Consider the following 24,027-nt stretch of genomic DNA (forward strand, 5'->3'; position numbering starts at 1 on the left):
AGGAAACGATTTACAAATCCGGAGAGAGGCATATCTATAGCGCCCCGAATGATGAGCCAACCATAGATGATGAAAGCAATTGTGATACCGATTGAAACAAAGGGTGTAATTGTAGCTATTGTTTTTGAGGAAATATCCGTGACATATGTTTTTGTTATCTGATCAATTTTATTGAAAAGTTGCGTGAACACTGTAAAGTCCATGGAATTCCTCTTTAACGAATTTTCAACTTTTTATATGATTTTTAAGCATTTTTCGTTGATTTTTTTAGGATGGAATTAAATTTCGTAGACCTTTTCAGTTTATGAGAGATAACTGAATATTATGCATTAACTTTTGCTTTTTACGAGCATACAAGAAAAATAATACAACGAAATATTGTTACAAAAAGCTTTATCTAATAAATCTTATGGTAGGCATTTTCGTGTTTTTACTATTTAAAATTTTTATGTTATGTTTGTCCTTCTGCTGTTTGATAAGTGCATGTTCAGCGTTGCGTAAATGTGCGACCATTTGTAGTTTTGCTGTTTCATTTTGTAGCTTAGCGAGCATTCCAATTATATATGCTTGTAACTCAGCAATACTTTTTAGATCTTTTGTTGTCTTGATTTCATTTAATAGTTCTTCAATTTGCTGAAAACGATAGTTTGCTTCTTCAAAAGTCTTTAAACTTACGGCTTTATCAGTGATGGCTGCATATTGAATACGATCGTTGATAAAACTGCTAGATTCATGGATAGAAATAGGAATTTCTTCTTCTTTTAAAATCTTTTTAAGTGATGTAGATAGCGCTGAAGATTCATTTCTATTGTAGAGCGTTTCTGGATTTTTGAGAAAAAAACTGCTGTGATCTGTTTGTGCACTTTTAAGTTTTTTAGTGTCGAACTTTTGGTTTCCCGTTATAGATTCGTGTATCTTTTTTGTTTCCTCAAGTTGTTTTTTTAGCATATCGAGAAGTTGGGCATCAGGTGGCGCTTTCTTTTGTTGTGGAGGTGTTTTCTTTGATGTTTTTGAACTCCCAAAAAAATTGGGCCACGTCGTTGGAATTGATGCAGACAAATCCGCTGCTCCAGCGCCAAAAACCCAGGCCATTGCTGGGTTTGAAATCCCTAAAGTTATTACAACTACTATTGAAATGACCTTTTTTTTCATGTTTCCCTCCTGTCATTTTTTGCGTGCTGTAAGAAAATTGGCAACCATATTGCTGGATCATCACCGACTTCCGCGATAATGCTTTCGGCTAATTCTGCGTTATCAGGTGTACCTGATAACACCAAGAGCTCGTCACTAAAGTCGTGTTCGATGGTTCTTCCATCGCGTGTCAGATGGAATTTACCAAGATTCAGTTCTGCAAGCGCAGATTGATCACCCTGCTTAATGAGGAATTGGCGACTAAACTCACCAAGTCCTTTAACGAGTTCAAATTCGGTATCTGTTAGTTTAAAGCCTTTTGTATAATCTTCATAGTTTGCTTTGGGGTTGGCTAGAAAAATGTAAGTTGCACACTGTTGAATGAGTGTTTTGGCAATATTACTTTCCAAGGCATCGCTAGGCTCTTGTGTTGCATAAACAAAAATACCATTTTGTTTACGGATAGTCTTTTGTTTATTTTTTGCTAAATCTTCAAAGTACGGATCTTGCAAAGGCTTCCAAAACTCATCAAAGATATACATAAATCGCTGTCCGCTAATCATGCCTTCTGTGCGGTAAAGCAAATACATCATCACTGGAGTGCGAGTTTCAAAATTATCTAAAAATTCCGTGATATCAAAGCCGTAAATTTGATGTGTTGAGAGATCAAGAGCATCATGGGGATTATCAAATAACCATCCATAATCACCACCTTCACACCATTTTAGTAAGCGAGCATGAACAGAAGGATGAGCATTATAATCACTTAAACGCGGATTTGGTAAAAATTGTACCAGAAAGGACAAACGACGGAGTGATTGGTCAATGTTACTGCTCATAACAGACATAACCGCTTTGTTAATTTCTTCCTCGTCGTGATGCGTGACCTCACCACCAGCTTCTGCCAATTTTTTAACAAATTGTTTCAGAAAAATAAGATTTTCTTGTGTGGGGGGGAGTTGGAAAGGATTGAAACCACTTCTCCTGCCTGGCTTGAATGTTAAATATTTTCCACCCATCGCCCGAATGGCAATTTCCATGCCACGATCTTTATCAAAAACAACAGTTGTCGGCTTAAATTTTTGTGCTTGTGCTAACAAAAAGCCGAGTAACACGGTTTTACCGGAACCAGATTGTCCGATAAGTGCGGTATTACCAAGTAAACGTTTATCTGTCGAGTCCTCTTCAAGTTTGGAGGCATGAAAATTGAAATAAAGCGGTGTTTTACTGGTTGTTTTAAGAATTGTGACAGCTGGTCCCCATGGGTTGCCAGTGGGTTTTCCTGACATAAAATTATGAAAAGATGAAAATGATAAAAAGTTCAATGATGTAATCGGAGCAGGACGTGGTCTCCATTTCCAATTGCCAGGAAGTTGCGCCCAATAGCCAGCTTCTATCGCTAAGTCTACAGGTTTGGGCAGTACCGCAACGTCTAGTAATGCTGCACTCGCTTTGGCCATATGGTCGCGTACTTGTTGAATTGTATCACCATAGATAGTCAATGTGCAGTGATGTTCTCCCATGACAAAATGCCCACTGATAAGCTGGTTTAGTGCTTCGTCAATTTGTTCAATTTGGCTCGTTGCTACATCTCGTGCATCAATAAGATTACGCTGATGCCGTTGTAAATAGTCTTTAGCAGCATGTCGAGAGAGTACTGAAAAGCTCTGCGTCAATACGAACTCGAAGTCACTTTCCAACAAAACATTTAATTGTCCTGGTTTGGTTGTTGCATCATATTCTTTAATTTCCAGCATTCCAAATCGACGCATTCCACTGGTTGTTCGCAGTTCACCAAGAGCACCCCATTTTGAGAAAAAAGGTCGATTGATAGACATATAGTCGGAAAAACGATCATGGCAAATTGGCATAGGGCGATATTCACCATTGACAAGCATTCCAAGGAATTCAAGTGCAGAAGAATAAACATGCCCATTTTTTTCATAAGCACCAAGAAGTTCTGCACCGTAACGGTTTAAAGATTGGCCTAAAGTACGGTTGATGTCATTGAGTTCTTTGATACATGTGTCTTGTCGCATCTTTTTTTGATCAAGCGTTTCACGTTCATGTTTAGAAAAGAACGACATAATTTTATCCGCTATCGGTTGAAAAATAACAGTCAGATATAAATCATTGACCATCAAATTATAACCAGTAAAGCTTTGTCGATATTTTTCATCAAGTTGATAGCAAAACATTTGATCAAATGTTGAATCGGGATATTCATAAACACGACGGCGCACAATATGCGTCCAAAATGATAAATTGGCTGATGCAAGACCCCGTAGAGTATTGTTAAGCTCTTTTATCCATTGAAAAATATCTTCTTCTGAAGCGCTTTGATGCGAACGCCCATCAATTTTCCAAATTGACAAATATTCCGCATTTTTAGTAGAAATAATCGTATCTGTAATATGATGTGAATAAGGCAGAAACAGGCTTACAGGTGTCTCTGATGCAAGGCGTTTGCTGCTTTCAACAGCTGTCATGTTTATCTCCTTTTACTATAATCAGAGGGACTATAACTTGATGCGCCCCAAAAACCTTTGTTACGATTGCGAAACTTAGTATCGATCCATAACCACCAAATACGAAACGCTTTATCATCGTTTTTAGTAATTTGCACCATAATGAACCATAATGGAGGTGCTATAATCCATAAAAAGATACTTACTGTCATGGCAATAACAGCGACCCCCATAACCATAACGATAAATGGCATCATGGGGACACCCCATATCGTTGGAACACGTGTTGCTCCCTTGAATAGGGGGAATTCTTTTTTTTCTTGCGATTTCATGGAATGTCCTCGTCACTGGAGGTGAAATAATATGTGGCTAATATAAAAAGCTGCACCAGCAATAATGACACTGAATGCCCATCGCATAAATGTAGCTCTTGCGATGATGCGAAATATATAAATAAGCAAAAGTAATAAAAGAATGATAGCAGCAACGATAGGAATAATTATACTTAATCCATATTGCATCCCTATGAAAACATCTAAACTCTTTGTTTCCGTCTGAGCATATGCAGATTGAGTTATTAATAACATAATCGAAGTGATAAAAATAGCACTAATCTTACATATTTTTGATTGAAGCGTATTTAATTGTTTCATATCTTTTATCCCCTTTTAATTAAAGTTGCTATAAATAATATTCCTTTTTTCGTAGTATGAGCGACATTATTACTGGTGCAAATCTATAATCGACGAACATTAAAAACATTACGTATTATACTAATTTATGCTTGACCTGTAAATAGCATTTTAGCAAGTTGGCTTGCTGAGCCAGCGATGACAACACCGATTGCCCACCGTATAAATGTATCTCTTTCAATGTAGCGTCCCGCATAACCAATTGCTAAGCACAAAAGTATAAGAGCAGCAGCAACAGGAATAATATTACCAATAAGATCGTTTTTCAGAGCTTCTAAAGCGTTTTTAGCATTATCTATTGCTGCATATGCAGGATACGTTATAAAAAACGCAGTTATAGTCGCAGAAATCGCAATGACTCTGTTGTTATTTTTTGATTGAAGGTTGATTAGTTTTTGCATATTTTACTCTTATTATTAGATGAGTTTTTACATTAAAAACGTTTTGTATTATAATTACTTATGGATTACCTGTAAATAGCATTGTAGCAAGTTGGCTTGCTGAGCCAGCGATGACAACGCCGACGGCCCATCGTATAAATGTATCCCTTTCAATGTAGCGCCCTGCGTAACCAATTGCTAAGCACAAGAGGATAACGGCAGCAGCAATAGGGATAATATTGCTAGTAAGATCGTTTTTCAGAGCATTTAAAGCGTTTTTAGCATTATCTATTGCTGCATATGCGGGATGCGTTATAAAAAATGCAACTATAGTCGCAGAAATCGCAATGACTCTGTTGTTATTTTTTGATTGAAGGTTGATTAGTTTTTGCATATTTCACTCTTATTAAATTCTTATAAATGCTTTATATTTACTATTATAAACGGAATAACATTTTGATATGTTAATAATTATTAGATGAATTTTTATTTTAAAAACATTTTGTATTATATTTATTTACCTGTAAATAGCATTGTAGCAAGTTGGCTTGCTGAGCCAGCGATGACAACACCGATTGCCCACCGTATAAATGTATCTCTTTCAATGTAGCGTCCCGCATAACCAATTGCTAAGCACAAAAGTATAAGAGCAGCAGCAACAGGAATAATATTATCAATAAGATCTGTTTTCAGAGCATTTAAAGCGTTTTTAGCATTATCTATTGCTGCATATGCAGGATGTGTTATAAAAAATGCAGCTATAGCTGCAGAAAGTGTAGCGATTTTCTTATTATTTTTTGATTGGAGATTAATTAGTTTTTGCATATTTTACTCTCATTAAGTTCTTATGAATGCTTTGTATTTACTATTATAAATGGAATAGCATTTTGCCATGTTAATAATTACTGGATGAACTTTTACCTTTAAAACACTTTGTGTTATATTTATTCATTGTTTAAATAACATTGTAGCAAGTTGGGTTGCTGAGCCAGCGATAACAACACCGATTGCCCACCGTACAAATGTGTCTTTTCCGATATAGCGTCCTGCATAACCAATTGCTAAGCATAATAGTATAACAGCAGCAGCAATAGGAATAATATTGGTAGTAAGATCTGTTTTGAGATTTTCTAAAGCTGTTTTAGCATTATTTAACGCTGCACATGCAGGATTTGTTACAAAAAATGCGGTCATAGCTGCAGAAAGTATGGTGATTTTCTTATTATTTTTTGATTGGAGATTAATTGGTTTTCGCATATTTTACCCTTATTAAATTCTTATGAATACTTTGTATTTACTATTATAAATGGAATAGCATTTTGCCATGTTAATAATTACTGAATGAACTTTTATGTTAAAAACATTTTGTATTATACTTATTCATGGTTTACCTGTAAATAGCATTGTAGCAAGTTGGGTTGCTGAACCAGCGATAACAACACCAATTGCCCAGCGTACAAATGTATCCTTTCCGATGTAGCGCCCTGCATAACCAATTGCTAAGCACAAGAGGATAACGGCAGCAGCAATAGGGATAATGTTTTTAATAAGGTCGTCCCGTAAAGACTCTAAAGCAGTTTTTGCATTTGTTAATGTTACTTGAGCATACACAGGATTGGCCATAAAAAACACAGTTAAAGCTGCAGAGGTTTTAGTAGCTTTATTCCGAATTATTGTTTGAAGAATTTTCGATTGTTTCATATTGTTTATCTCAATTTAGTTTCTCTTTCGAATAAAAAGAAATTTTATACTGCATGACTTTAATAGTCATTCTCATTACACTTTTATGAATAACATATTTGCAAGTTCAGCTGCTGAACCAGCGATAACAACACCAATTGCCCACCGTACGAATGTATCTTTTCCGATGTAGCGTCCTGCATAACCAATTGCTAAGCATAAAAGTATAACGGCAGCAGCAAGAGGGATAATCACTTTCAAGTCTGTTTGGAGTGTCTCTAAAGCAGTTTTTGCATTTGTTAATTTTGCTTGAACACACACAGGATTGCTCATAAAAAATACAGTTAAAGCTGCAGAGATTTTAGTAGTTTTATTTCTAGTTATTGTTTGAAGGGTATTTGATTGTTTCATATTGTTTATCTCAATTTAGATTTTTCTTTAGAATAAAAAGATATTTTATACAGCATGACTTTAATAGTCATTCTCATTACACTTTTATGAATAACATATTTGCAAGTTCAGCTGCTGAACCAGCGATAACAACACCAATTGCCCACCGTACGAATGTATCTTTTCCGATGTAGCGCCCTGCATAACCAATTGCTAAGCACAAAAGTATCACAGCAGCAGCAATGGGGATAATATCTTTCAAGTCTTTTTGGAGCGCTTTTAAAGCTGTATCTGCGTTTTTCAAACCTTGTGCTGCTTGAGCCCATACGGGATTGTTCATAAAAAATACAGTTAAAGCTGCAGAGATTGCCGTAATTTTATTATTATCTTTCAATTGAAAATTTATTAATTTTCTCATATTATTCAACCTTATCAAATTGTATTTGACGTAAGTAGTTTTTCCATGAAATAAGGAATAATTTTATTGATGTGCAATAAAAGCACTGAAACCTAAATTTCTTTTTTATGAAAGAAGCATTTCATGTTTCAAAAGATTATCATTTTGTAAATAATAAACCAGCAAGTTCAGCTGCTGAACCAGCGATAACGACACCAATTGCCCACCGTACAAATGTGTCTTTTCCGATGTAGCGCCCTGCATAACCAATTGCTAAGCACAAAAGTATAACAGCAGCGGCGATAGGGATAATCGTCTTCAAGTCTTTTTGGAGTTCAGTTAAAGCTTTGTTTGCAGGCTGTAAAACTACTGCTTGGGCTAACACAGGATTGGCCATAAAAAATACAGTTAAAGCTGCAGAGGTTTTTGTAGCTTTATTCCAAATTATTGTTTGAAGAGTTTTTAATTGTTTCATATTGTTTATTCCAATTTAGATTACAGTTGACATAAATAATCTCTTTTTTGATATAGTTTATTATTTCACTAAATAAAAACACAGAAAGCTAAGTTTCTTTTTTTTTGATATAAATATTTCGTGCTTAATAAGATTTATCAGGAGTTTTTAAATAACAAGTTAGCAAGTTCAGCTGCTGAACCAGCGATAACGACACCAATTGCCCATCGTACAAATGTATCTTTTCCGATATAGCGCCCTGCATAACCAATTGCTAAGCACAAAAGTATCACGGCAGCGGCGATAGGGATAATCGTTTTTAAATCTGTTTGAAGCAGACCTAAAGCCTTTTTTGCATGCTCTAAACCTGCTGCTTGGGTATATGCGGGATTGGTAATAAAAAATACGGTTAAAGCTGCAGAAAATGCAGCAATTTTATTACGAGCTGTTGTGTGAAGAATATTTAATTGTTTCATGTTCTTTATCCTGATTAAGATTAAAACTCCCACAAATGACCCCTCGTTCATGAAGAAACTTAAAAAGATATTTTGGATCAGCCCAAGTTCTTAGTTTTCCTCTTTGTGTAAGTAACGTATATTTATTTGGCTTTCCGGTGATTGGATCGTCGGAAATAAACGTGAAATACCATTCTCTTTCTGAAAGCATCACGACTGTAATCTCACGTGCTGCTTTTTGACTAAATGCTATATCAACGCTGTTTTGTTCTATCATTTTCATTATCTTTGCCCTCAATTAGAAGAGATTTTGTTCAATCTTACTAATTAGAGCTTTAACATTTTCTTATCTACCCTTCATTATAATATCCTATCAAATTTCTGGAGTTTCGTGAAAATATCAGTCCTCACTCTGCGATCTTCTCGATGAAGAAAAATCTTCAGCTGAAAAAGCATCGCGGGCGCTACTTTCTTTATGTGTAAATGCATCTTCTTCTCCTTTTGAAGAGAGAGGAAGAGAATCTACTTTAGTTGTCTGTTCTGGTTCTTCTTTTTTAAGTTTTACAGGCTCCTGCAAGTCTTCATTTCCTCGTACAGCAGCTTTTACTCCAATATATGAAGTAACTTTTTGCATACGGGTGTGGCTTGAGTTTTCTGTATTGTAAAAATTCAGCACAGACTGTAAAGTCGCTTTTTCAAAGACGCACTTTGATGTTGTTTGTTCATAGCAGTAAGTTAAAGCGCTTTGTGCAGCTGTAAGATTTCTGCAAAAATCAAATGCATCAAAAAGAGAAAACAATTTCACATTTCCAACACCAATTTGCCCTAAAATTATGTTAAAATTATGTTCACTCTGTTCAGCTGTTGCGATTGTTTCCTTAAGCTGAGATGATTGATAGAACAAGTTATCTTTATCATCTGTTACATAGACATTGTCCCGCGCTTCTTGTTCGGCAACAACTGAAAATGCTATGGGGGGCGTATTGGATATGTATGCAGCAGCAAAAAATGTGAAATCTGGAACAATCATTAGCAATACACCTTATTACGAAGAATTTTATTAATACAAATGCTAATTCTTTGTGGTGCTTTTTCTCGTTGTCTTTTGATTTTATAAATTTGCAGAATGAGATTGTTTAGCTTAGAATATTCCTTGTGATTATTGCTTTGTTCTCTTCTAAGAAGATTTCTAATATATGCGAATATCCAACCAACGAGATAAAAGTGTTGAATAAAACAGAGCACATTACGCCAACCAATATTATTGGAATCACGAAAAAAGGCGCTGCTTTTAAAAAATAATAATCTTTGATACTGTATTGAAGCTGCTTGTTTTATATAATTCTCTAGTTGCAAAAATCTTTTCAAAAAAAATTTATACGAAGTAAAAAGCCATTGTGTGTAAGGGGAGGTTTTACTGTTATAATGAACTACACTATCATTATACAGAGAGGGCTTGTTCTTTGTTGCGTATTGCCATAATTTATAGAGTGACGATTTATATTTACTTTTGACTACTGATTCATGAGAGTCAGAGAGGTGTGATGGTGTTTGAGCACTGCATTTAGTAGTTCCAGTAATTGAACTGAAAAAAGATGCAGTGGTGGTAGTTGATATACCAATAAACAGTTCTTTGTGGCTCAAAGCACATCTCCGTCAAAGTGATATATGTATCGTAATTTTAATTTCGATAATAAATGGACAGAAATTGTCTATAATTGTGTTTAAAATATGGCAAAAAGAAATTCTTTTTTGCAAGGGGAGTAATTAAGGTGAATGATCTCAAGAATATGAATTTTGATGAACTACAAGAGATGCGTACACAAATCGATGTGGAATTAAAAAAACGGCAAGCAAAGGAAAAGCAAAATGCGCGACGAAAAATTCTTGAAATTGCTAATGCCCATGGAATTGATATCGCTGATCTTGTGAGCAAAGAGCGCCATTATAGAAATCCCAATAACCAATGGGAATTATGGAATGGGCGTGGACGTAGACCTAAGTGGATTAAAGAGTGGTTGGAGAATGGGTATACACTTGATGAACTCGAAGTAACGTAACACGTGTGCGATATTTACAAGATAAGGGAATACTAAGGAATGTAAATGCAAGAAGTATGCTCTTTTGGGTAATTTGATTGTATAAACATACTGAACAAATATATTAAAGTATTGAGTTACCAAATACGACAATAGGGAGCGTGAACAAATTTATTTAAATGCAAAAGGTCTTGTTGTCATAATCTGGCAAGCATAATGATGATGCCAGGTTGAAATATTGTAATTGCTTTTGGCATTTGAGAGAGGGGGGTATTTTACTTCTTTTTATCGTTTCATTAACGTTGCTCTTTTTAGTCTATGTAAATAAAGAGTTTTATTGATTATTTACAAAAATGGTCGAAATGAGAATAATTTATTGCATAGGGATTTTAACTCAATATGTAAAATGATAATTTTATCAATTAATATGTTAATAAATTAGCATACTTATATTTTTGAAATACTGTTCTGTAGAACAAGCCTGATGTTATAGATTTTGTTTGGGCTTTTTTCTGTAAGATTATATATGAGGAATTTACTTTATTTATCGTTAGTTGAGATGAGTGAGTGTGTAGAAAATGGAAAATTTCTATGGCTGTTATGGGGTTTATAGAATTTATGACATATTTCTGAGCGTTTGTGATTAAAATTCATTTATGAGCGTTTATGAATAATGAATAAAGAGTGTATTTGAAAATAAAAGGATTGGATCATTTCTATTGCGGTTTATCTTCTTTTATGGTGTGAAATAGGGGGGGTATGCAGGTTTACAATTGTGTGTGATGGTATAGAGTGCGGAACACTTTGTTATATATCGGAATATTTTTTCTAAAATTGTGTGGTATTCCACAATAAGTTAAAGGGTTTGTCTGAGAAACAGAATGCCCCAAACGGAATGCATTTGTGTTTCTAATTTACGCGCTTTTTTAAAAGAAAAATTTTTCAATGCAACTAAGCTTATTTTATGGCGCTTCTCGTGAATAGTATAACGTAAAAGCCCCTATGATCATATAAAATTCATTGTACACCACCATTTTTACTTCAATAAAAAGTATAAGCCGGCGTCCTTATACACTTTACTCGCCTCCAATATTGCTAAAGTCCTTAGTTCTTGAGAGAGGGAGGCTTTTGTCGCTTTGTTTAATTGTTTTTATTTATACGACACTTTCGCTTGTGATGTGCAAGCGAATGATTTTGATTGCTTCAACATGTAGAGAGATTTGAAATAAGGGTATTTTATGATCTTTAGATTTCTCACTCAATATGAGAACAATGAACTTATTATTATAAATAAAAGTGTTGTGTGCTAAAAAGTCTTGTTTACTTTATTATGCCGTGAAATGGCTTCTTTTAAAGTGTGGTGATATAAAGCAACAACCTCTTTGAGACATTAAACGTTTTTTTCAGTGCGTAGTGAATATTCTCATAATGTAGCTTGCTTGTCGAGTCTTATGTTGAGTGAAATATGGGAGGAGGAAGTCAAGAAAAATTACTCGACAGGAATCCGGTTTGTAAACAGATTGGATGAGATAGGAATTTTTTGTTCTTTGAAGGAGGAAGGGAAAGGTTGTAAAATAGTATGAATTTTTTCTTAAAGTGGGAAGCCGTGTAGAAGACGTGGGGCATTTGGAGTGAGTCCGGCAGCTTCTTGAATGAAGTATTTTTTTATTTTTGGTGCTTGATTAATGATTCCAAGGCCGGTATCGCGGAGCATCCGTAAAAGAAGGCTATCATTAGAAAAGAGTTTATTAAGCCAATCATTGCTTAAAGCCATACGGACAATTTCAAAACGTCTCCAGCTTTGATAGCGCTCTAAAGCCGTGAGGGAGCCAATGTCAAGACCTAGTCGTGCTGTTTCAATAATCACTTCAGCGAGGGCAGCGCTATCGCGTAATCCTAAATTGAGTCCTTGTCCTGCAATGGGGTGGATGGTATGGGCGGCATCGCCAACGAGAGCAAAACGTGGTTTAACGCATTGACGTGTTAAAGAAAGACTCAAAGGAAAAGCTTGACGTTCGCCATCCCAAGAGAGTTTGCCTAACCGATGGCCAATGCGTCTTTCGAGTTCTGTTTCAAAAATAAGTGCATCAGCTTTGAGATAATATTGCGCAGTTTTATGATCTTCATTCCACACAATGGCGGATCGGTTGCCTTTGAGAGGGAGAAGAGCAAAAGGACCGGCAGGTAAAAAATGTTGAATTGCTTGACCATTATGGGGTTTTTCATGTTCAACTGTGCAGATGATTGCTGTTTGTTTATAGGGATGAGAAAAATTTTTCAGACCAGCTTTTTGGCGTAATTTCGAATGGGCTCCGTCAGCTGCAATAAGCAATTTTGTTTGCCAAACCTCTTCATTATTTAAAGTGACGGTTGTATGTTGGTGTTCTTGATGAAAATCAATGACACGCGTGTTTGTAATAACAGGGATATTGAGATCTTTGACACGTTTTTTTAGAGTGTTGATGAGTTCTCTATGCTCTACCATAGCAGCAAAGGGCTCACCGGGGGTAATGTCGCCTTCAAAGGTTAAAAGGGTGGGTTTGACAGGATCACTAGTGCTTGCATCTGTGATGATCATTGAATGAATGGGTTGCGTATAGGGTTTTATAGGTTCCCAACATTGTAATTGTTTTAACATACGAATAGAAGCAGCAGCAAGGGCAATGGTTCGTATGTTAGAAGCAGGGGGATCTCCTTGTGGAGCAGCATCAACGATTTTTATTTTCAGATTAGGGGCTGTTTGCTTGAGTGCTATCGCTAAGGTTAAACCGACAGCTGCCCCTCCGGCAATGAGCAGATCACATTGTTTAGTTTTATGAGATTTAATTTTTTTATTGGGTTGTACGTCTTTATTGCGATTAGAACACACAATACTTCTTCCATTGTTTACAGTTTGCTTTCTTTTAAAAAGAATATCTTTTTACATTGCCTAAAATAACTTAACTTTTACTTTTCTCTCTCTCTTTTTATAAAAATGAGGTTCCTTTTTAGTGCCAATCTGATGACAGATTGGTTTTTCAGAGTTTTTCTGCTTAATCATTTATGTGATTCATTTTACAGATTTATCGGATAAGCTTTTTTTTGAATATCATCTTCAATTCTTTTTACACTTGGTTGATAAAAAAGAAAACTAAAAATAAACAAAGATGTCGTGTATTTTTTAAGTTGTGTGAGTTACTTCAGTATACCTGTCCTGAAGGGGGACATTTCGTTAGTATGGTAGATAAAAAATTGTGGTCATTCGTGATGGTTAAAACAGTATTCATATTTTGCCGTTATCATGATGTAGCGTAAAAAACATCATCTGTTTAGGAAGGTGCCTATAGCACCCATGTAACACTTTACACATGAGGTGTTTTTTGGTTGATCGTTTGATAAATATTCAGGGAGAGCTTTTTGTGCGCCTTATGAAGGATTGTCTCTTAGGGTGGTGGTATATGAATGATATGAAGTGGTTAGAAGGTAGAACGCGCTAGATAAGAAGTCGGATTGTTTACAGGCTATTTGTTTACAAATCGGCACAGAGTTTAAGCTTCATGCTTTTTTAAGAGAGAGAGGGAGTTATAACTCTTTAAAATATGAAATTTTTGTATTTGGAATTGATAGATGCACCGAAGTTCTTCTCCTTATGATTCATTAGAAGTGCGAAATTCTCAAGGTTCGCGTCTTATTGAGATGTTTTTACGTCAGATAGGGGTATTTATTGGGCTTGGGCTTTTGGGCTTTATTATTTTTTGTGTGTTTGCTTTGGCGACGTGGAATGCTGCGGATCCATCTTTAACCCATGCAAGTACAAATGAGGTTACAAACCTTATGGGGTGGATGGGGGCAATTTTTTCAGATTTTATTATGCAGTTTTTTGGCTTGGCAAGTCTTTCTGTTTTGTTGCCACCGTTATTTTGGTCTTTTCTCTTGTTGGCGCAAAAGAATATCTACAATTTGACTTTGCGCTTTTTTTTATGGGTGCTATCAACGATTTGTTTTTTAATTGCTTTTGCCCTTATGTCACCTGTTGCTTCTTTTACTTATTGGCCATTGCCAATGGGATTGGGAGGGGTTTTAGGAGATAAAGTTTTAAGTGTTGCTTCTTCAGTCTTTCCTCTTTTTCTTTCTCCTCCTTACACGGTGTTTTTCAGTGTTGTTTTTATTCTTTTAGGTTTTTTCACCGCTGCTTTTGCTGGTAATGTGATATGGCGGCGTCGAACAAAGAAAAGAAAAGAAAAAAGCATTCCAAAAGACGAAATCGTTAATCCAGTCTTTGAGTTGGAAGAAGATACGGAATATGCCGCAGAGGAGGATCATGAAAATCATGGTTTTTTTGCGACAACTTGTGGCGCTCTTTTGCATCTTTTTTATTTTTTACAAGCGCGTTTTTTTCGTTTATTCTGTTTCAAAAGGCGTTTTCAGAGTAAAGGGCAAGGAAAGCCATTTGATCGGATTGAGCCAACTTTTTTGGGTGAAAAAGTAAAGTGTGAGAAAAATCAAAATAAAGCCTATGTTTCTCCTGTTAAAAATCGAAAGTCTTTAACAGCTTCTTCAAATGGTGGTTTTGTTCTTCCTCTTGTAGATTATCTTTCGGTTCCACCACCGTCTGTTAGGGATGCAAAACTTTCTCCTGCTGTTTTAAGAGCAAATTCTCAGGAACTTGAAGGGGTTTTGTTAGATTTTGGGGTCAAAGGAAAAATTATAGATGCTTGTCCTGGACCGGTAGTAACTTTGTATGAATTTGAACCGGCTGCAGGTATTAAGTCTTCCCGTATCATTGGTTTGGCAGATGATATTGCACGCTCGATGCGTGCGATTTCGGCGCGTGTTGCGGTGGTTCCAGGACGTAATGTTATTGGAATAGAATTGCCTAATGCAAAGCGTGAGATGGTTTATTTACGAGAAATGTTGCAGGCGCAAGAATTTATTGACAGCAAAGCAAAGCTGGGACTTGCTTTGGGTAAGACAATCGGAGGAGAAGCTGTTGTTGCAGATTTAGCAAAAATGCCCCATCTTTTGGTTGCTGGTACAACAGGATCAGGAAAGTCTGTTGCTATCAATACAATGATTTTATCATTGCTTTATCGTATGACACCTGAACAATGTCGTCTCATTATGGTGGACCCGAAAATGCTTGAGCTTTCGGTTTATGATGGCATTCCCCATTTATTAACACCCGTGGTGACAGATCCTAAAAAAGCCGTGATTGCTTTAAAGTGGGCTGTTCGTGAAATGGAAGAGCGCTATAGTAAAATGTCAAAACTAGGCGTTCGTAATATTGATGGGTTTAATGCACGTCTTAGGGAAGCTGCAAGTCAGGGAGAGACAATGGTGCGGACAATTCAAGTTGGATTTGATCGCGAGACCGGTGAGCCTCTTTATGAAACGGAAACACTTGATTTTAGTTCTATGCCCTATATTGTTGTCATTATTGATGAAATGGCTGATTTGATGATGGTTGCTGGGAAAGATATTGAAGGAGCGGTTCAACGTTTAGCACAAATGGCACGTGCTGCCGGTATCCATGTAATTATGGCGACACAGCGTCCTTCCGTCGATGTTATTACCGGGACGATCAAAGCCAATTTTCCTACACGCATTTCTTTTTCTGTGAGTTCAAAAATTGATAGCCGAACAATTTTAGGCGAACAGGGGGCCGAGCAATTATTGGGACAAGGAGATATGCTCTTTATGATGGGAGGAGGACGTATTCAGCGTGTGCATGGGCCTTTTGTTGCGGATGATGAAGTGGAGCAGGTTGTTGCGCATCTCAAAGAGCAAGCACGACCTGATTATTTAGAAACAATTACGCAAGAAGTTGAAGAGGATGGTGCTGATGTTTCTTTGTCTTCTCCTTCAGAAGATGATCCCTATAGTCAAGCTGTTGCTATTGTGCTTCGTGATCGTAAGGCTTCAACCTCTTATATTCAACGCCGTTTAGGCATTGGTTATAACCGCGCTGCGACATTGATTGAGAGGATGGAAGAAGAAGGTATTATTAGTCCAGCAAATCACGCAGGGAAACGAGAAATTTTAGTGCCGGCTGAAGAAGAACGCTTTTGAAAAATATTTATAGTTGTTTTTTATAATACCTTGTAAAACAAGTGTTTATCCTATTGTATCGTAGAAAGTCTGCATTTTCATATACCAGCTCTCAATTTGCGATAGCTCCTTGGTACTTGAGACTCCTTATAAGGGGATTCTTTATCTTATATAACTTTTATCCATACACCAACCTTGCTTGTAACGTGCAAGCAAATGATTTGAATTGATTCAATATGAGAGAGTATGTGATGAGAGAATCTTATTGTCTTTGGCGTTATGATTTAAGTTAAAAAGATAAATTATTATAAATCAATATCTTGGTATAAAATAATGTCATTGCGAGTGTAGAGGGGGTAAAAGCATGTAAGGTTTGGTATTTAAGTGTCTTTTTAAGTGCGCTCTAAATATTTAGGGCAAGGCTGATCTGTCGAGTCTTAATATAAATGAATTATATGGGGTGGGAAGCTAAGTGAAATTTGCTAAACTCCAAACTGTTTACAGAGTGGTTCGGATGAAGATTTTTATTCTTTTGGGTGGGAAGGAAGTCAAAAAAGCATTTTTGACACTTAAAAGAGCTTTCAGGTTCGCGAGTAATATGTTTAGTCCTTAATCCATTATGTATTGACTATAATTTATGTTGCTTCATAGATTAGGGGTGGGAAAGAATATATTATGCGTTTAGAAAATCAGCAGAAAAGCAGGAAAATTTGATGATTTCGGAAACATAAACGCAGACTGGTTATTTGGAAACGATACCGAAAGAGATCGCAAGAAATAAAGAGGGATGTTTCTTTAGCAGATGATTCCTATTGTCAAGCTGTTGCTATTGTGCTTCGTGATCGTAAGGCTTCGACTTCTTATATTCAATGTCGTTTAGGCATTGGTTATAACTGTGCTACAACATTGATTGAAAGGATGGAAGAAGAAGGCATCATGAGTCCAGTAAATGATATGGGTAAGCAAAAAGTTTTGGAGACTGTCGAAGAAGAATACTCTTGAAAATCTTTTGATATTTTTTTCAAACAATATCTTTATCTTATAAAGATAGGTATTTATTCGTCGTTGATCACTTAAGTTATGAATTATAAAGTTAATTAAGTATTGCTTGGGAGCTTTTTTTATGAAAACGTCTTTTTTACCGCAAAGAAGAATCTTTGGGTTGGTGGGAATTATTATCTTTTGGTGTTTAACTTTTCCTGTTTTTTCGCAAGTATCTAATAAAGTGATAAAGGCGCAAAATGTTGTGAATCACTTTGCGGCAATCAAAACAATGACAGGTGATTTTATTCAGTTTAGTCCAAAGGGAAAAATGTCTCAGGGGACATTTTATTTAGAGCGTCCAGGGAAAATTCGTTTCATTTACAAAAAAATGCCTTTACAAATTATTGCAGATGGCCAATTTGTGGGTATTAACAATCGGGCTTTGAATACTTGGAACTTTTCACAACTTTCGCAAACGCCAATGAAGTTTTTGTTGGATGATAAAATTGATGTATCTTCTGGGCGCTTGTTGGCATTTCGCGAAGATCCAGGGGCTGTGACGATTGTTCTGCGTGATAAAACGATTGGGGCAGGGCAAATAAGGATGGTTTTTGATTCTAAAGGCTCTGCTTTGCGGCAGTGGACAATTGTTGACCAACAAAATTTGGAAACTACTGTGCAGGTTATGAATGTGCGGACAGACGTCCGGTTCGCTAATGGGATGTTCACGCTTCCTTCGAAGAAATGAAGAAAGAGTGTTACGTTATTTGGATTAAAACAAATGTTCTTTCGTATTGCGACTTGGAATATTAATTCTATTCGTTTGCGTCTTGCACAGGTTTTTCAGTATTTGGAACTCTTTTCCGCAGATGTTTTGTGTCTACAGGAAACAAAATGTCCAGATGCTTTATTTCCAGTGGAGGCTTTTGAAGCAGCGGGTTATAAGCATATCGCATTGAGTGGACAAAAATCTTATAACGGGGTGGCTATTGTTTCTCGTTTGCCTTTTAAAAAGGTAGAAAAACGTTTTTTTTGTCAAAACCAAGATTGCCGGTATATCTCAGTTATTGTGGAAGCCCATGGGAGAAGCTTGCGGATTCATAATTTTTATGTTCCTGCTGGGGGAGATATCCCTGATGCTGATGTGAATGAAAAATTTCGTCATAAGCTTGATTTTTTAGAAGAAATGTCTTCCATTCGTGCGGATCACGGCGATGGTCTTTCTTCTCTTTTGGTGGGAGATTTAAATATTGCTCCTTTGGCAGAGGATGTTTGGTCTCATCAGCAATTGTTGAAGGTTGTAAGCCATACTCCTATTGAAACCGAGCGTTTACAGGATTTGTGTTGTCAAGGTGGATGGGTTGATCTGATGCGGTTGCATATTCCTGTTCCTACCAAGCTTTATACATGGTGGAGTTATCGTGCTCGCGATTGGGCATTTACCGATTATGGGCGGCGGCTTGATCATGTTTGGTCTTCTCAAGATTTAGCACCTTTTGTTGTAGATCTTTCTATTTTTCGTGATGCGCGCGGATGGGAACGTCCTTCAGATCATATTCCTGTGCAAACTGTATTTGATTTTTCACGTCAAGTTTGAAATAAGAGGTAAATAAAGTATTAATATTAAATAATGATTCTGAAAGAATGCGGGAGACTGGATGTATATCAGAAATCTCAAATGGGGCGCTTCTCGTGGATTATTTTCTAGTGTCTTGTTGTGTTTGCTTTTGTCAGGATGTATGGTTGGTCCTAATTACCAGAAAACATCTTTTCGTGTTCCAGCAGTTTGGGGAGAAAAATCTGCACAGACTGCAGGGCAGTCCGTTGCGCTTGCCGGATGGTGGCGGCATTTGAATGACCCTGTTCTAGATGCGTTAATGGATTATGCTATTTCTGGAAATAATAATGTTGCTGTTGCCAAAGCTCGGGTACGTGAGGCGCGTGCAGGTTTAGGGCAGGTTGTGGGAACTCTTTTGCCAAATGTGTCCAATTCAATTTCAGGAACCCGTAGTCGTTCTGGACAGTCTGATGCATTGTTAAACCAGTATAGTAGTGGTTTTGATGCAAGCTGGGAGCTGGATTTTTTTGGTGGGCATAAACGTGCGGTTGAAGCAGCGCGTTATGGCCTTGATGCGGCTGTGGAAGATATGCGTGCTACCATGGTGACATTACTAGGAGATGTGGCAACAAATTATGTGCAAATGCGTGGTTGGCAACAAAAGTTGTTTATTGTGCGGCAAATTGCTGTCTCACAACGTAAAACTTATGAACTGATGCGCGCTAGATTAACAGCTGGTGATGTCTCTGAGCTTGATGTTTCAAATGCGCAAGCGCAAATGGCAAATACAGAGGCAGATATATCACAGATGGAAGCGAATGTAGCAATGAGCGTTCATCGCCTCTCTGTCTTAACTGGTCGTGTGCCTACGGCATTGAAGGATCTTTTACAAAAAAATGCTAAGCATGCAAAGATTCCACAACCACGCTGGCCGATACCAGCAGGAATTCCAGCTGATATTTTGTTAACACGTCCGGATTTACGACGGGCAGAGCGTCAATATGCGCAAGCGACAGCACGGATTGGTCAACGTGAAGCAGATCGTTATCCATCACTTACTTTAACAGGTAATATTTCAACAGCAGCAACGGCAATTGATCAATTATGGAAAAATTCAACGATTGGCTGGTCTTTTGGACCTGGTCTTCGTTTTCCTCTTTTTAATGGAGGTCAGGTCGAGGCTTCTATTGCGGTAGCGCGCGCGCAGCGTGATCAAGCTTTTATTACTTATCGAGCTGCTGTGTTGGAAGCTTTAGAAGATGTAGAAAATGCGCTTGTAAGATTAACGAAGGAACATCAACGCTTAGAAAAGCTAATCGTTGCGAATAAAGCTTCTCTTCATTCCTTAAAACTTTCACGGAGCCTTTTTGAGAATGGAAATACTAGTTTTCTTGAATTGTTAAATGCTGATCGCTCTTATTATTCTGCACAAATGGCGCTTAAAGATAGCCGTGTTTCTTTGGTTACGCAATATATCACGTTGATGAAAGCATTGGGGGGAGGCTGGGATGGCGTTGTTGATGTATCGCGTCCAGAAGTCGTTGATAATGCACCTCGTTCGCGTGCAAAGGTAGGGAAATGAAAAAAAACTTACTCAAAAATTTCATTACAAAACATAAAAAACTTTCCTTCTTTTTAACTGCTATATTTCTCATTCTCTTGTTGTTATGGTTACGTTCTGTTTTTTTTGGAACATCTACTCCAACTTATATAACAGCGGTGGTGAAGCGTGGGGATATTGAGGAAAGTGTTTTAGCTTCTGGTCTTGTACGTCCTTACCGGTTGGTGGCTGTTGGTGCGCGTGCAACAGGGCGTGTGGTGTCAATGCGTGTTTCCCCTGGGAGTGTTGTGAAAGAAGGCGATCTCTTGGCAGAAATTGATCCTACAGATCAGGAAAATGATTTAAAAAGAAAAAAAGCGGCATTATCACATTATTATGCGAATTTGGTAGAACAAGAAGCCTATCTTTCTCTTGCACAGAAAAATTTAGAGCGTCAGAAAAAAATGATCGAAACACGTGCGATTTCACGGGCGAACCTCGATGAGGCTGCGACACAGGTGAAAATACGCGAGGCGCAAATTGAACAACTTCGTCAGCAGATTGTGCAAGCACAAATTGATGTGGAGAGTGCAGAGGTTAATTTAGGTTATACACGCATCACTGCCCCTTCAGCGGGAACGGTTTTGGCAACAGTTGTGGAAGAAGGGCAGAATGTGAATGCGGTTCAGTCGGCGCCAACAATTGTTATTTTGGGTGATTTATCAAAGATGACGATCAAGGCGCAAATCTCAGAAGCAGATATTCTTAAAGTCCGAGCTGGACAACCACTTTATTTTACAGTTTTAGGTAATTCACAGCGTCGTTATGAAGGCGTTTTAGAAAAAGTAGAGCCGGCTCCTGAAGCAATTCGTGCTGATGTGAGTATTAATCCTGGTATGGTGAGTGGTTCTAGTGCTTTAATATCATCGGCTATCTATTACAATGGAATTCTACATGTTGATAATGCGGACAATTTTTTGCGAACCTATATGACTGCTCAAGTTCATATTATCTTAGGGCGCGCGCAGAATGTCTTGTTGGTTCCAAGTGATGCTTTACGCGATGAGACAAGAGAGCGTAAAGCATGGGTTTCTGTTTTGGTGGGGGAAAATAAGGTGGTTACTAAACAGGTGAGTGTTGGGTTGAATAATAAGGTTATGGCGGAGATTATTTCAGGACTTAACGAGGGTGATGTCGTCATCACCAGTTCGTCTGATGGAGTGATGCCAGAGTCTTCTAACATGCATAGCGAAGACGAGAGTTAAAGCATGAGCACAAATCAAGCAGATGCTGTCTTCGTCTTGGAAAATATTGTGCGCAAATTTCCTGCGGGCGAAACGTTTGTTACCGTTTTGAAAAACATCAATCTTACCATTAAACGTGGTGAAATGGTGGCAATTGTAGGTGCTTCCGGTTCAGGTAAATCTACCTTGATGAATATTTTAGGCTGTCTTGATCGTCCAACTTCTGGCCGTTATTGGATCTCTGGTAAAGAAACAGCTTCTCTTTCTGCGGATGAATTGTCGGCTTTACGACGTAATCATTTTGGTTTTATTTTTCAGCGCTACCATTTGTTGAATGAATTGACAGCTCTTGGTAATGTTGAAATTCCGGCTATTTATGCGGGATGTGCCGTGGAAGCAAGAAAAAAGCGTGCACAGGATCTTTTAACGCGTTTGGGCATGGGTGATCGGATAAATCATCGTCCAAATCAGCTTTCCGGTGGTCAGCAACAACGTGTTTCTATTGCTCGGGCGCTCATGAATAATGCGGAGGTCATTCTTGCAGATGAACCAACTGGTGCATTGGACAAAAAGAGTGGGCAAGAAGTATTGCATATTTTGGATGAACTTCATCAAGAAGGGCGTACTATTATCATTGTAACCCATGATATGCAGGTGGCTGAAAGAGCAGAGCGTATTATCGAAATCAGTGATGGGGAAATTATTGCTGATAAGCGGTCAAGGGTTGCAAAAACAAAAGTTGGTAGAAAATCTCTTCAGGAACAACAAAATCTAAAAGGCCAACAAAAACTGGGCTTTTTTCGTTCTTTTTTTGAGCGATTCCGTGAGGCGTTTGTGATGGCTCTGTTGGCAATGAATGCACATCGTATGCGGACTTTTCTAACAATGCTTGGGGTGATTATCGGTATTGGGGCGATTATTGCTATGGTGGCTTTAGGGAATGGTACACGAGAGAAAATTCTGGAAAATTTTAAAAGTTTGGGTACTAATACATTAACCATTTTTCCTGGTAAAAGTTTTTCTGATCCACAAGCAGAAAAAATAACCAGTTTGGTTGAAGCTGATGCAGAAGCCTTGTCTGGATTACCTTATGTTTCTGGTGTAACACCACAGATTTCAGCAAGCTCGAAAGTGCGTTTTGGTGCAGTTGAAGTCAATGCCGTCATTGCGGGGGTGGGAGAACAATTTTTTCAGACACAGGGGCTCAAAGTTTTCAAAGGACAGTTTTTTGATCAAAAAAGTGTCCATGATCGGGCGGTTGATCTCGTGATCGAGAAAGAAGCATTGTCTGTTCTTTTTCCCCATAGCTATGAAAGCCCCCTTGGAAAGGTGGTGCATGTGGGGAATGTTCCAGCGCGTATTATTGGTGTTGTTGATTCGCAAAATAATGCAAGTGGAGATACATCAAATACGTTACAGCTTTATTTGCCCTATACAACAGTGCAGACACGTTTTCTTGGCACAACAGAAGTTCGTGCAATTACTGTTAGAATTGCTGATGATATTGATTCACATTTAGCGGAGACCATGATAAAACGTTTTCTCATTATGCGGCATGGCGGGGAGGACTTTTTCATTAGAAATTCTGAATTCTTCCGTGAACGTGTTATGGAGAGTACAAATATTTTAACACTTTTAATTTCTTCAATTGCAGCTATTTCCCTGATTGTGGGGGGTATTGGGGTGATGAATATTATGTTGGTCACTGTTTCTGAGCGGATCAATGAAATCGGCGTGCGTATGGCAGTTGGTGCACGGCAAAGTGATATTTTACAGCAATTTCTCATTGAAGCGATTTTGGTTTGTGTGATTGGTGGTGGTTTGGGGATCTTGCTTGGGCTTTCTATCGGTGGCTTATTTCTTCTGTTTAAGGCGCCTATCCATTTGGTTTATACTATTGAATCGATCATTATGTCTCTTACTTTTTCAACACTCATTGGAATATGTTTTGGCTTTTCTCCAGCGCGGCAAGCTTCACGGCTTGACCCTGTTGTCGCTCTTTCACGCGATTAAGCTTTATCAATTGGGTCATGTTTGTTCGTGATGCTTTCCACTTGGATGAAGCGTTTATGAAGCGAAACATGAATGGGAAAAGTTTGGCATTATTTGCTGCTCTATTTTAGAAAACGCTTTGTTTATTAAGTGGAGCATACCACTAGAGGTGAACGTTTCTTATAGCACACCACATCATGTGAGATATGATAGGCATATAAGCCTTCTTGAGGCATTGAATGTTTTGAGAATGCATAATGAATATTTTTAAATCTTTCTTGTCGAGTCTTATGGAAGTAAATCCTGTTAAGGAGAAGTTAAATGGAACCCGTTAGAATGAGATTGCTTGCAGACTGAATTTTGTTAAAAATCTTCGTCTTCTGAGATATGAAGAGGAGAACAAATGAAATAGATTGCGCGACGATTCTTAAGATTTAATTTAAAAAGAGGCGGGGAAGTGAATAGTATATCTGCTAACAAACAAAAGAACAAAAAAGAAGGTTGATGCCAAAAACAGCTTAAACTTCCATTCTTCCAAAAAAATGAACTGGTATCGAGATAGCTGAGAAGTTTAAGAGGTTTCGTTTAGTATTTTT

Annotated in this window: 24 protein-coding genes and 2 pseudogenes; 8 read left to right on the forward strand and 18 right to left on the reverse strand. The window is 37.5% G+C overall.

Translation table 11 applies throughout. The features are described 5' to 3' along the window. The 17 genes and pseudogenes from ACFILY_RS03845 to ACFILY_RS03925 form a co-directional block, all read right to left on the reverse strand. A pseudogene (locus tag ACFILY_RS03845) lies at positions 1 to 203 on the reverse strand (trwi protein); the annotation flags it as partial. 190 nt (positions 204 to 393) lie between these two features. Beyond that, complete coding sequence (locus ACFILY_RS03850) at positions 394 to 1,152, reverse strand: type IV secretion system protein (RefSeq protein ID WP_375637539.1); 759 nt, start codon at positions 1,150 to 1,152, stop codon at positions 394 to 396. Continuing rightward, entirely contained in the window at positions 1,149 to 3,620 is a 2,472-nt protein-coding gene (locus ACFILY_RS03855; protein ID WP_375637540.1) for a VirB4 family type IV secretion/conjugal transfer ATPase, read from the reverse strand. Before ACFILY_RS03855 ends, ACFILY_RS03850 begins: the two co-directional genes overlap by 4 nt. 2 nt (positions 3,621 to 3,622) lie before the next feature. Beyond that, entirely contained in the window at positions 3,623 to 3,931 is a 309-nt protein-coding gene (locus tag ACFILY_RS03860; RefSeq protein WP_375613868.1) for a type IV secretion system protein VirB3, read from the reverse strand. A gap of 12 nt (positions 3,932 to 3,943) precedes the next feature. Beyond that, positions 3,944 to 4,252 carry a conjugal transfer protein gene (locus ACFILY_RS03865; protein WP_375637541.1) on the reverse strand — a complete coding sequence of 103 codons (309 nt, stop codon included), beginning with the start codon at positions 4,250 to 4,252 and terminating at the stop codon, positions 3,944 to 3,946. Between the two features lie 125 nt (positions 4,253 to 4,377). After that, positions 4,378 to 4,692, reverse strand: a complete 315-nt coding sequence (trwL, locus tag ACFILY_RS03870; protein WP_375637542.1) for a VirB2 family type IV secretion system major pilin TrwL — start codon at positions 4,690 to 4,692, stop codon at positions 4,378 to 4,380. A 58-nt stretch (positions 4,693 to 4,750) separates the two neighbouring features. Next, positions 4,751 to 5,065, reverse strand: coding sequence for a VirB2 family type IV secretion system major pilin TrwL (trwL, locus tag ACFILY_RS03875; RefSeq protein ID WP_375637543.1), 315 nt, complete (start codon positions 5,063 to 5,065; stop codon positions 4,751 to 4,753). A 119-nt stretch (positions 5,066 to 5,184) separates the two neighbouring features. Next, positions 5,185 to 5,496, reverse strand: coding sequence for a VirB2 family type IV secretion system major pilin TrwL (gene trwL, locus ACFILY_RS03880; RefSeq protein ID WP_375637544.1), 312 nt, complete (start codon positions 5,494 to 5,496; stop codon positions 5,185 to 5,187). Between the two features lie 123 nt (positions 5,497 to 5,619). Beyond that, positions 5,620 to 5,928: a VirB2 family type IV secretion system major pilin TrwL gene (gene trwL / locus ACFILY_RS03885; protein ID WP_375637545.1), complete on the reverse strand. Its 309-nt coding sequence runs from the start codon at positions 5,926 to 5,928 to the stop codon at positions 5,620 to 5,622. A gap of 123 nt (positions 5,929 to 6,051) precedes the next feature. Beyond that, the gene (gene trwL / locus ACFILY_RS03890; RefSeq protein ID WP_375637546.1) at positions 6,052 to 6,372 is read right to left on the reverse strand and encodes a VirB2 family type IV secretion system major pilin TrwL; all 321 of its coding nucleotides are present in this window, start codon (positions 6,370 to 6,372) and stop codon (positions 6,052 to 6,054) included. 75 nt (positions 6,373 to 6,447) lie between these two features. Beyond that, positions 6,448 to 6,762 (reverse strand): VirB2 family type IV secretion system major pilin TrwL, encoded by a 315-nt coding sequence (trwL, locus tag ACFILY_RS03895; RefSeq protein ID WP_375637547.1) that lies wholly within the window; start codon positions 6,760 to 6,762, stop codon positions 6,448 to 6,450. 76 nt (positions 6,763 to 6,838) lie between these two features. Next, complete coding sequence (trwL, locus tag ACFILY_RS03900) at positions 6,839 to 7,159, reverse strand: VirB2 family type IV secretion system major pilin TrwL (RefSeq protein WP_375637548.1); 321 nt, start codon at positions 7,157 to 7,159, stop codon at positions 6,839 to 6,841. Positions 7,160 to 7,298: 139 nt separating this feature from the next. After that, on the reverse strand, positions 7,299 to 7,613 hold the full coding sequence (gene trwL / locus ACFILY_RS03905) for a VirB2 family type IV secretion system major pilin TrwL (RefSeq protein ID WP_375637549.1): 315 nt from the start codon (positions 7,611 to 7,613) through the stop codon (positions 7,299 to 7,301). A 137-nt stretch (positions 7,614 to 7,750) separates the two neighbouring features. Next, on the reverse strand, positions 7,751 to 8,068 hold the full coding sequence (gene trwL, locus ACFILY_RS03910; RefSeq protein ID WP_375637550.1) for a VirB2 family type IV secretion system major pilin TrwL: 318 nt from the start codon (positions 8,066 to 8,068) through the stop codon (positions 7,751 to 7,753). Then, the gene (gene korA, locus ACFILY_RS03915) at positions 8,031 to 8,330 is read right to left on the reverse strand and encodes a KorA family transcriptional regulator (RefSeq protein WP_015857010.1); all 300 of its coding nucleotides are present in this window, start codon (positions 8,328 to 8,330) and stop codon (positions 8,031 to 8,033) included. The genes trwL (ACFILY_RS03910) and korA overlap by 38 nt, the downstream gene beginning before the upstream one ends. 117 nt (positions 8,331 to 8,447) lie before the next feature. Next, the gene (locus ACFILY_RS03920) at positions 8,448 to 9,077 is read right to left on the reverse strand and encodes a TrwN protein (protein WP_375637551.1); all 630 of its coding nucleotides are present in this window, start codon (positions 9,075 to 9,077) and stop codon (positions 8,448 to 8,450) included. After that, a complete protein-coding gene (locus ACFILY_RS03925) occupies positions 9,077 to 9,691 on the reverse strand; it encodes a hypothetical protein (RefSeq protein WP_375637552.1) in 615 nt (204 codons plus the stop codon). Before ACFILY_RS03925 ends, ACFILY_RS03920 begins: the two co-directional genes overlap by 1 nt. Before the next feature lie 128 nt (positions 9,692 to 9,819). On the opposite strand from ACFILY_RS03925, the gene ACFILY_RS03930 reads away from it, so the two are divergent. After that, positions 9,820 to 10,107: an H-NS family nucleoid-associated regulatory protein gene (locus tag ACFILY_RS03930; RefSeq protein WP_015857007.1), complete on the forward strand. Its 288-nt coding sequence runs from the start codon at positions 9,820 to 9,822 to the stop codon at positions 10,105 to 10,107. Positions 10,108 to 11,677: 1,570 nt separating this feature from the next. Here the strand turns inward: ACFILY_RS03930 and ACFILY_RS03935 are convergent. After that, positions 11,678 to 12,955 carry a ubiquinone biosynthesis hydroxylase gene (locus tag ACFILY_RS03935; RefSeq protein WP_375637553.1) on the reverse strand — a complete coding sequence of 426 codons (1,278 nt, stop codon included), beginning with the start codon at positions 12,953 to 12,955 and terminating at the stop codon, positions 11,678 to 11,680. A 737-nt stretch (positions 12,956 to 13,692) separates the two neighbouring features. Between ACFILY_RS03935 and ACFILY_RS03940 the strand changes: the two genes are divergently transcribed. From ACFILY_RS03940 to ACFILY_RS03970, 7 genes and pseudogenes are all read left to right on the forward strand, one after another. After that, a complete protein-coding gene (locus ACFILY_RS03940; protein ID WP_375637554.1) occupies positions 13,693 to 16,134 on the forward strand; it encodes a DNA translocase FtsK 4TM domain-containing protein in 2,442 nt (813 codons plus the stop codon). A gap of 722 nt (positions 16,135 to 16,856) precedes the next feature. Continuing rightward, a pseudogene (locus tag ACFILY_RS03945) lies at positions 16,857 to 17,115 on the forward strand (DNA translocase FtsK); the annotation flags it as partial. A gap of 121 nt (positions 17,116 to 17,236) precedes the next feature. Then, the gene (locus ACFILY_RS03950; RefSeq protein WP_273790530.1) at positions 17,237 to 17,845 is read left to right on the forward strand and encodes an outer-membrane lipoprotein carrier protein LolA; all 609 of its coding nucleotides are present in this window, start codon (positions 17,237 to 17,239) and stop codon (positions 17,843 to 17,845) included. Between the two features lie 33 nt (positions 17,846 to 17,878). After that, a complete protein-coding gene (locus ACFILY_RS03955; RefSeq protein ID WP_273790529.1) occupies positions 17,879 to 18,694 on the forward strand; it encodes an exodeoxyribonuclease III in 816 nt (271 codons plus the stop codon). Positions 18,695 to 18,755: 61 nt separating this feature from the next. Further along, positions 18,756 to 20,237 (forward strand): efflux transporter outer membrane subunit, encoded by a 1,482-nt coding sequence (locus tag ACFILY_RS03960; RefSeq protein ID WP_273790528.1) that lies wholly within the window; start codon positions 18,756 to 18,758, stop codon positions 20,235 to 20,237. After that, positions 20,234 to 21,460 carry an efflux RND transporter periplasmic adaptor subunit gene (locus ACFILY_RS03965; RefSeq protein ID WP_273790527.1) on the forward strand — a complete coding sequence of 409 codons (1,227 nt, stop codon included), beginning with the start codon at positions 20,234 to 20,236 and terminating at the stop codon, positions 21,458 to 21,460. The genes ACFILY_RS03960 and ACFILY_RS03965 overlap by 4 nt, the downstream gene beginning before the upstream one ends. A gap of 3 nt (positions 21,461 to 21,463) precedes the next feature. Further along, the gene (locus ACFILY_RS03970; RefSeq protein ID WP_273790526.1) at positions 21,464 to 23,452 is read left to right on the forward strand and encodes a MacB family efflux pump subunit; all 1,989 of its coding nucleotides are present in this window, start codon (positions 21,464 to 21,466) and stop codon (positions 23,450 to 23,452) included. Positions 23,453 to 24,027 lie beyond the last annotated feature (575 nt).

The sequence above is a fragment of the Bartonella sp. CL25QHWL genome (assembly GCF_042195335.1).
Taxonomy (GTDB): domain Bacteria; phylum Pseudomonadota; class Alphaproteobacteria; order Rhizobiales; family Rhizobiaceae; genus Bartonella.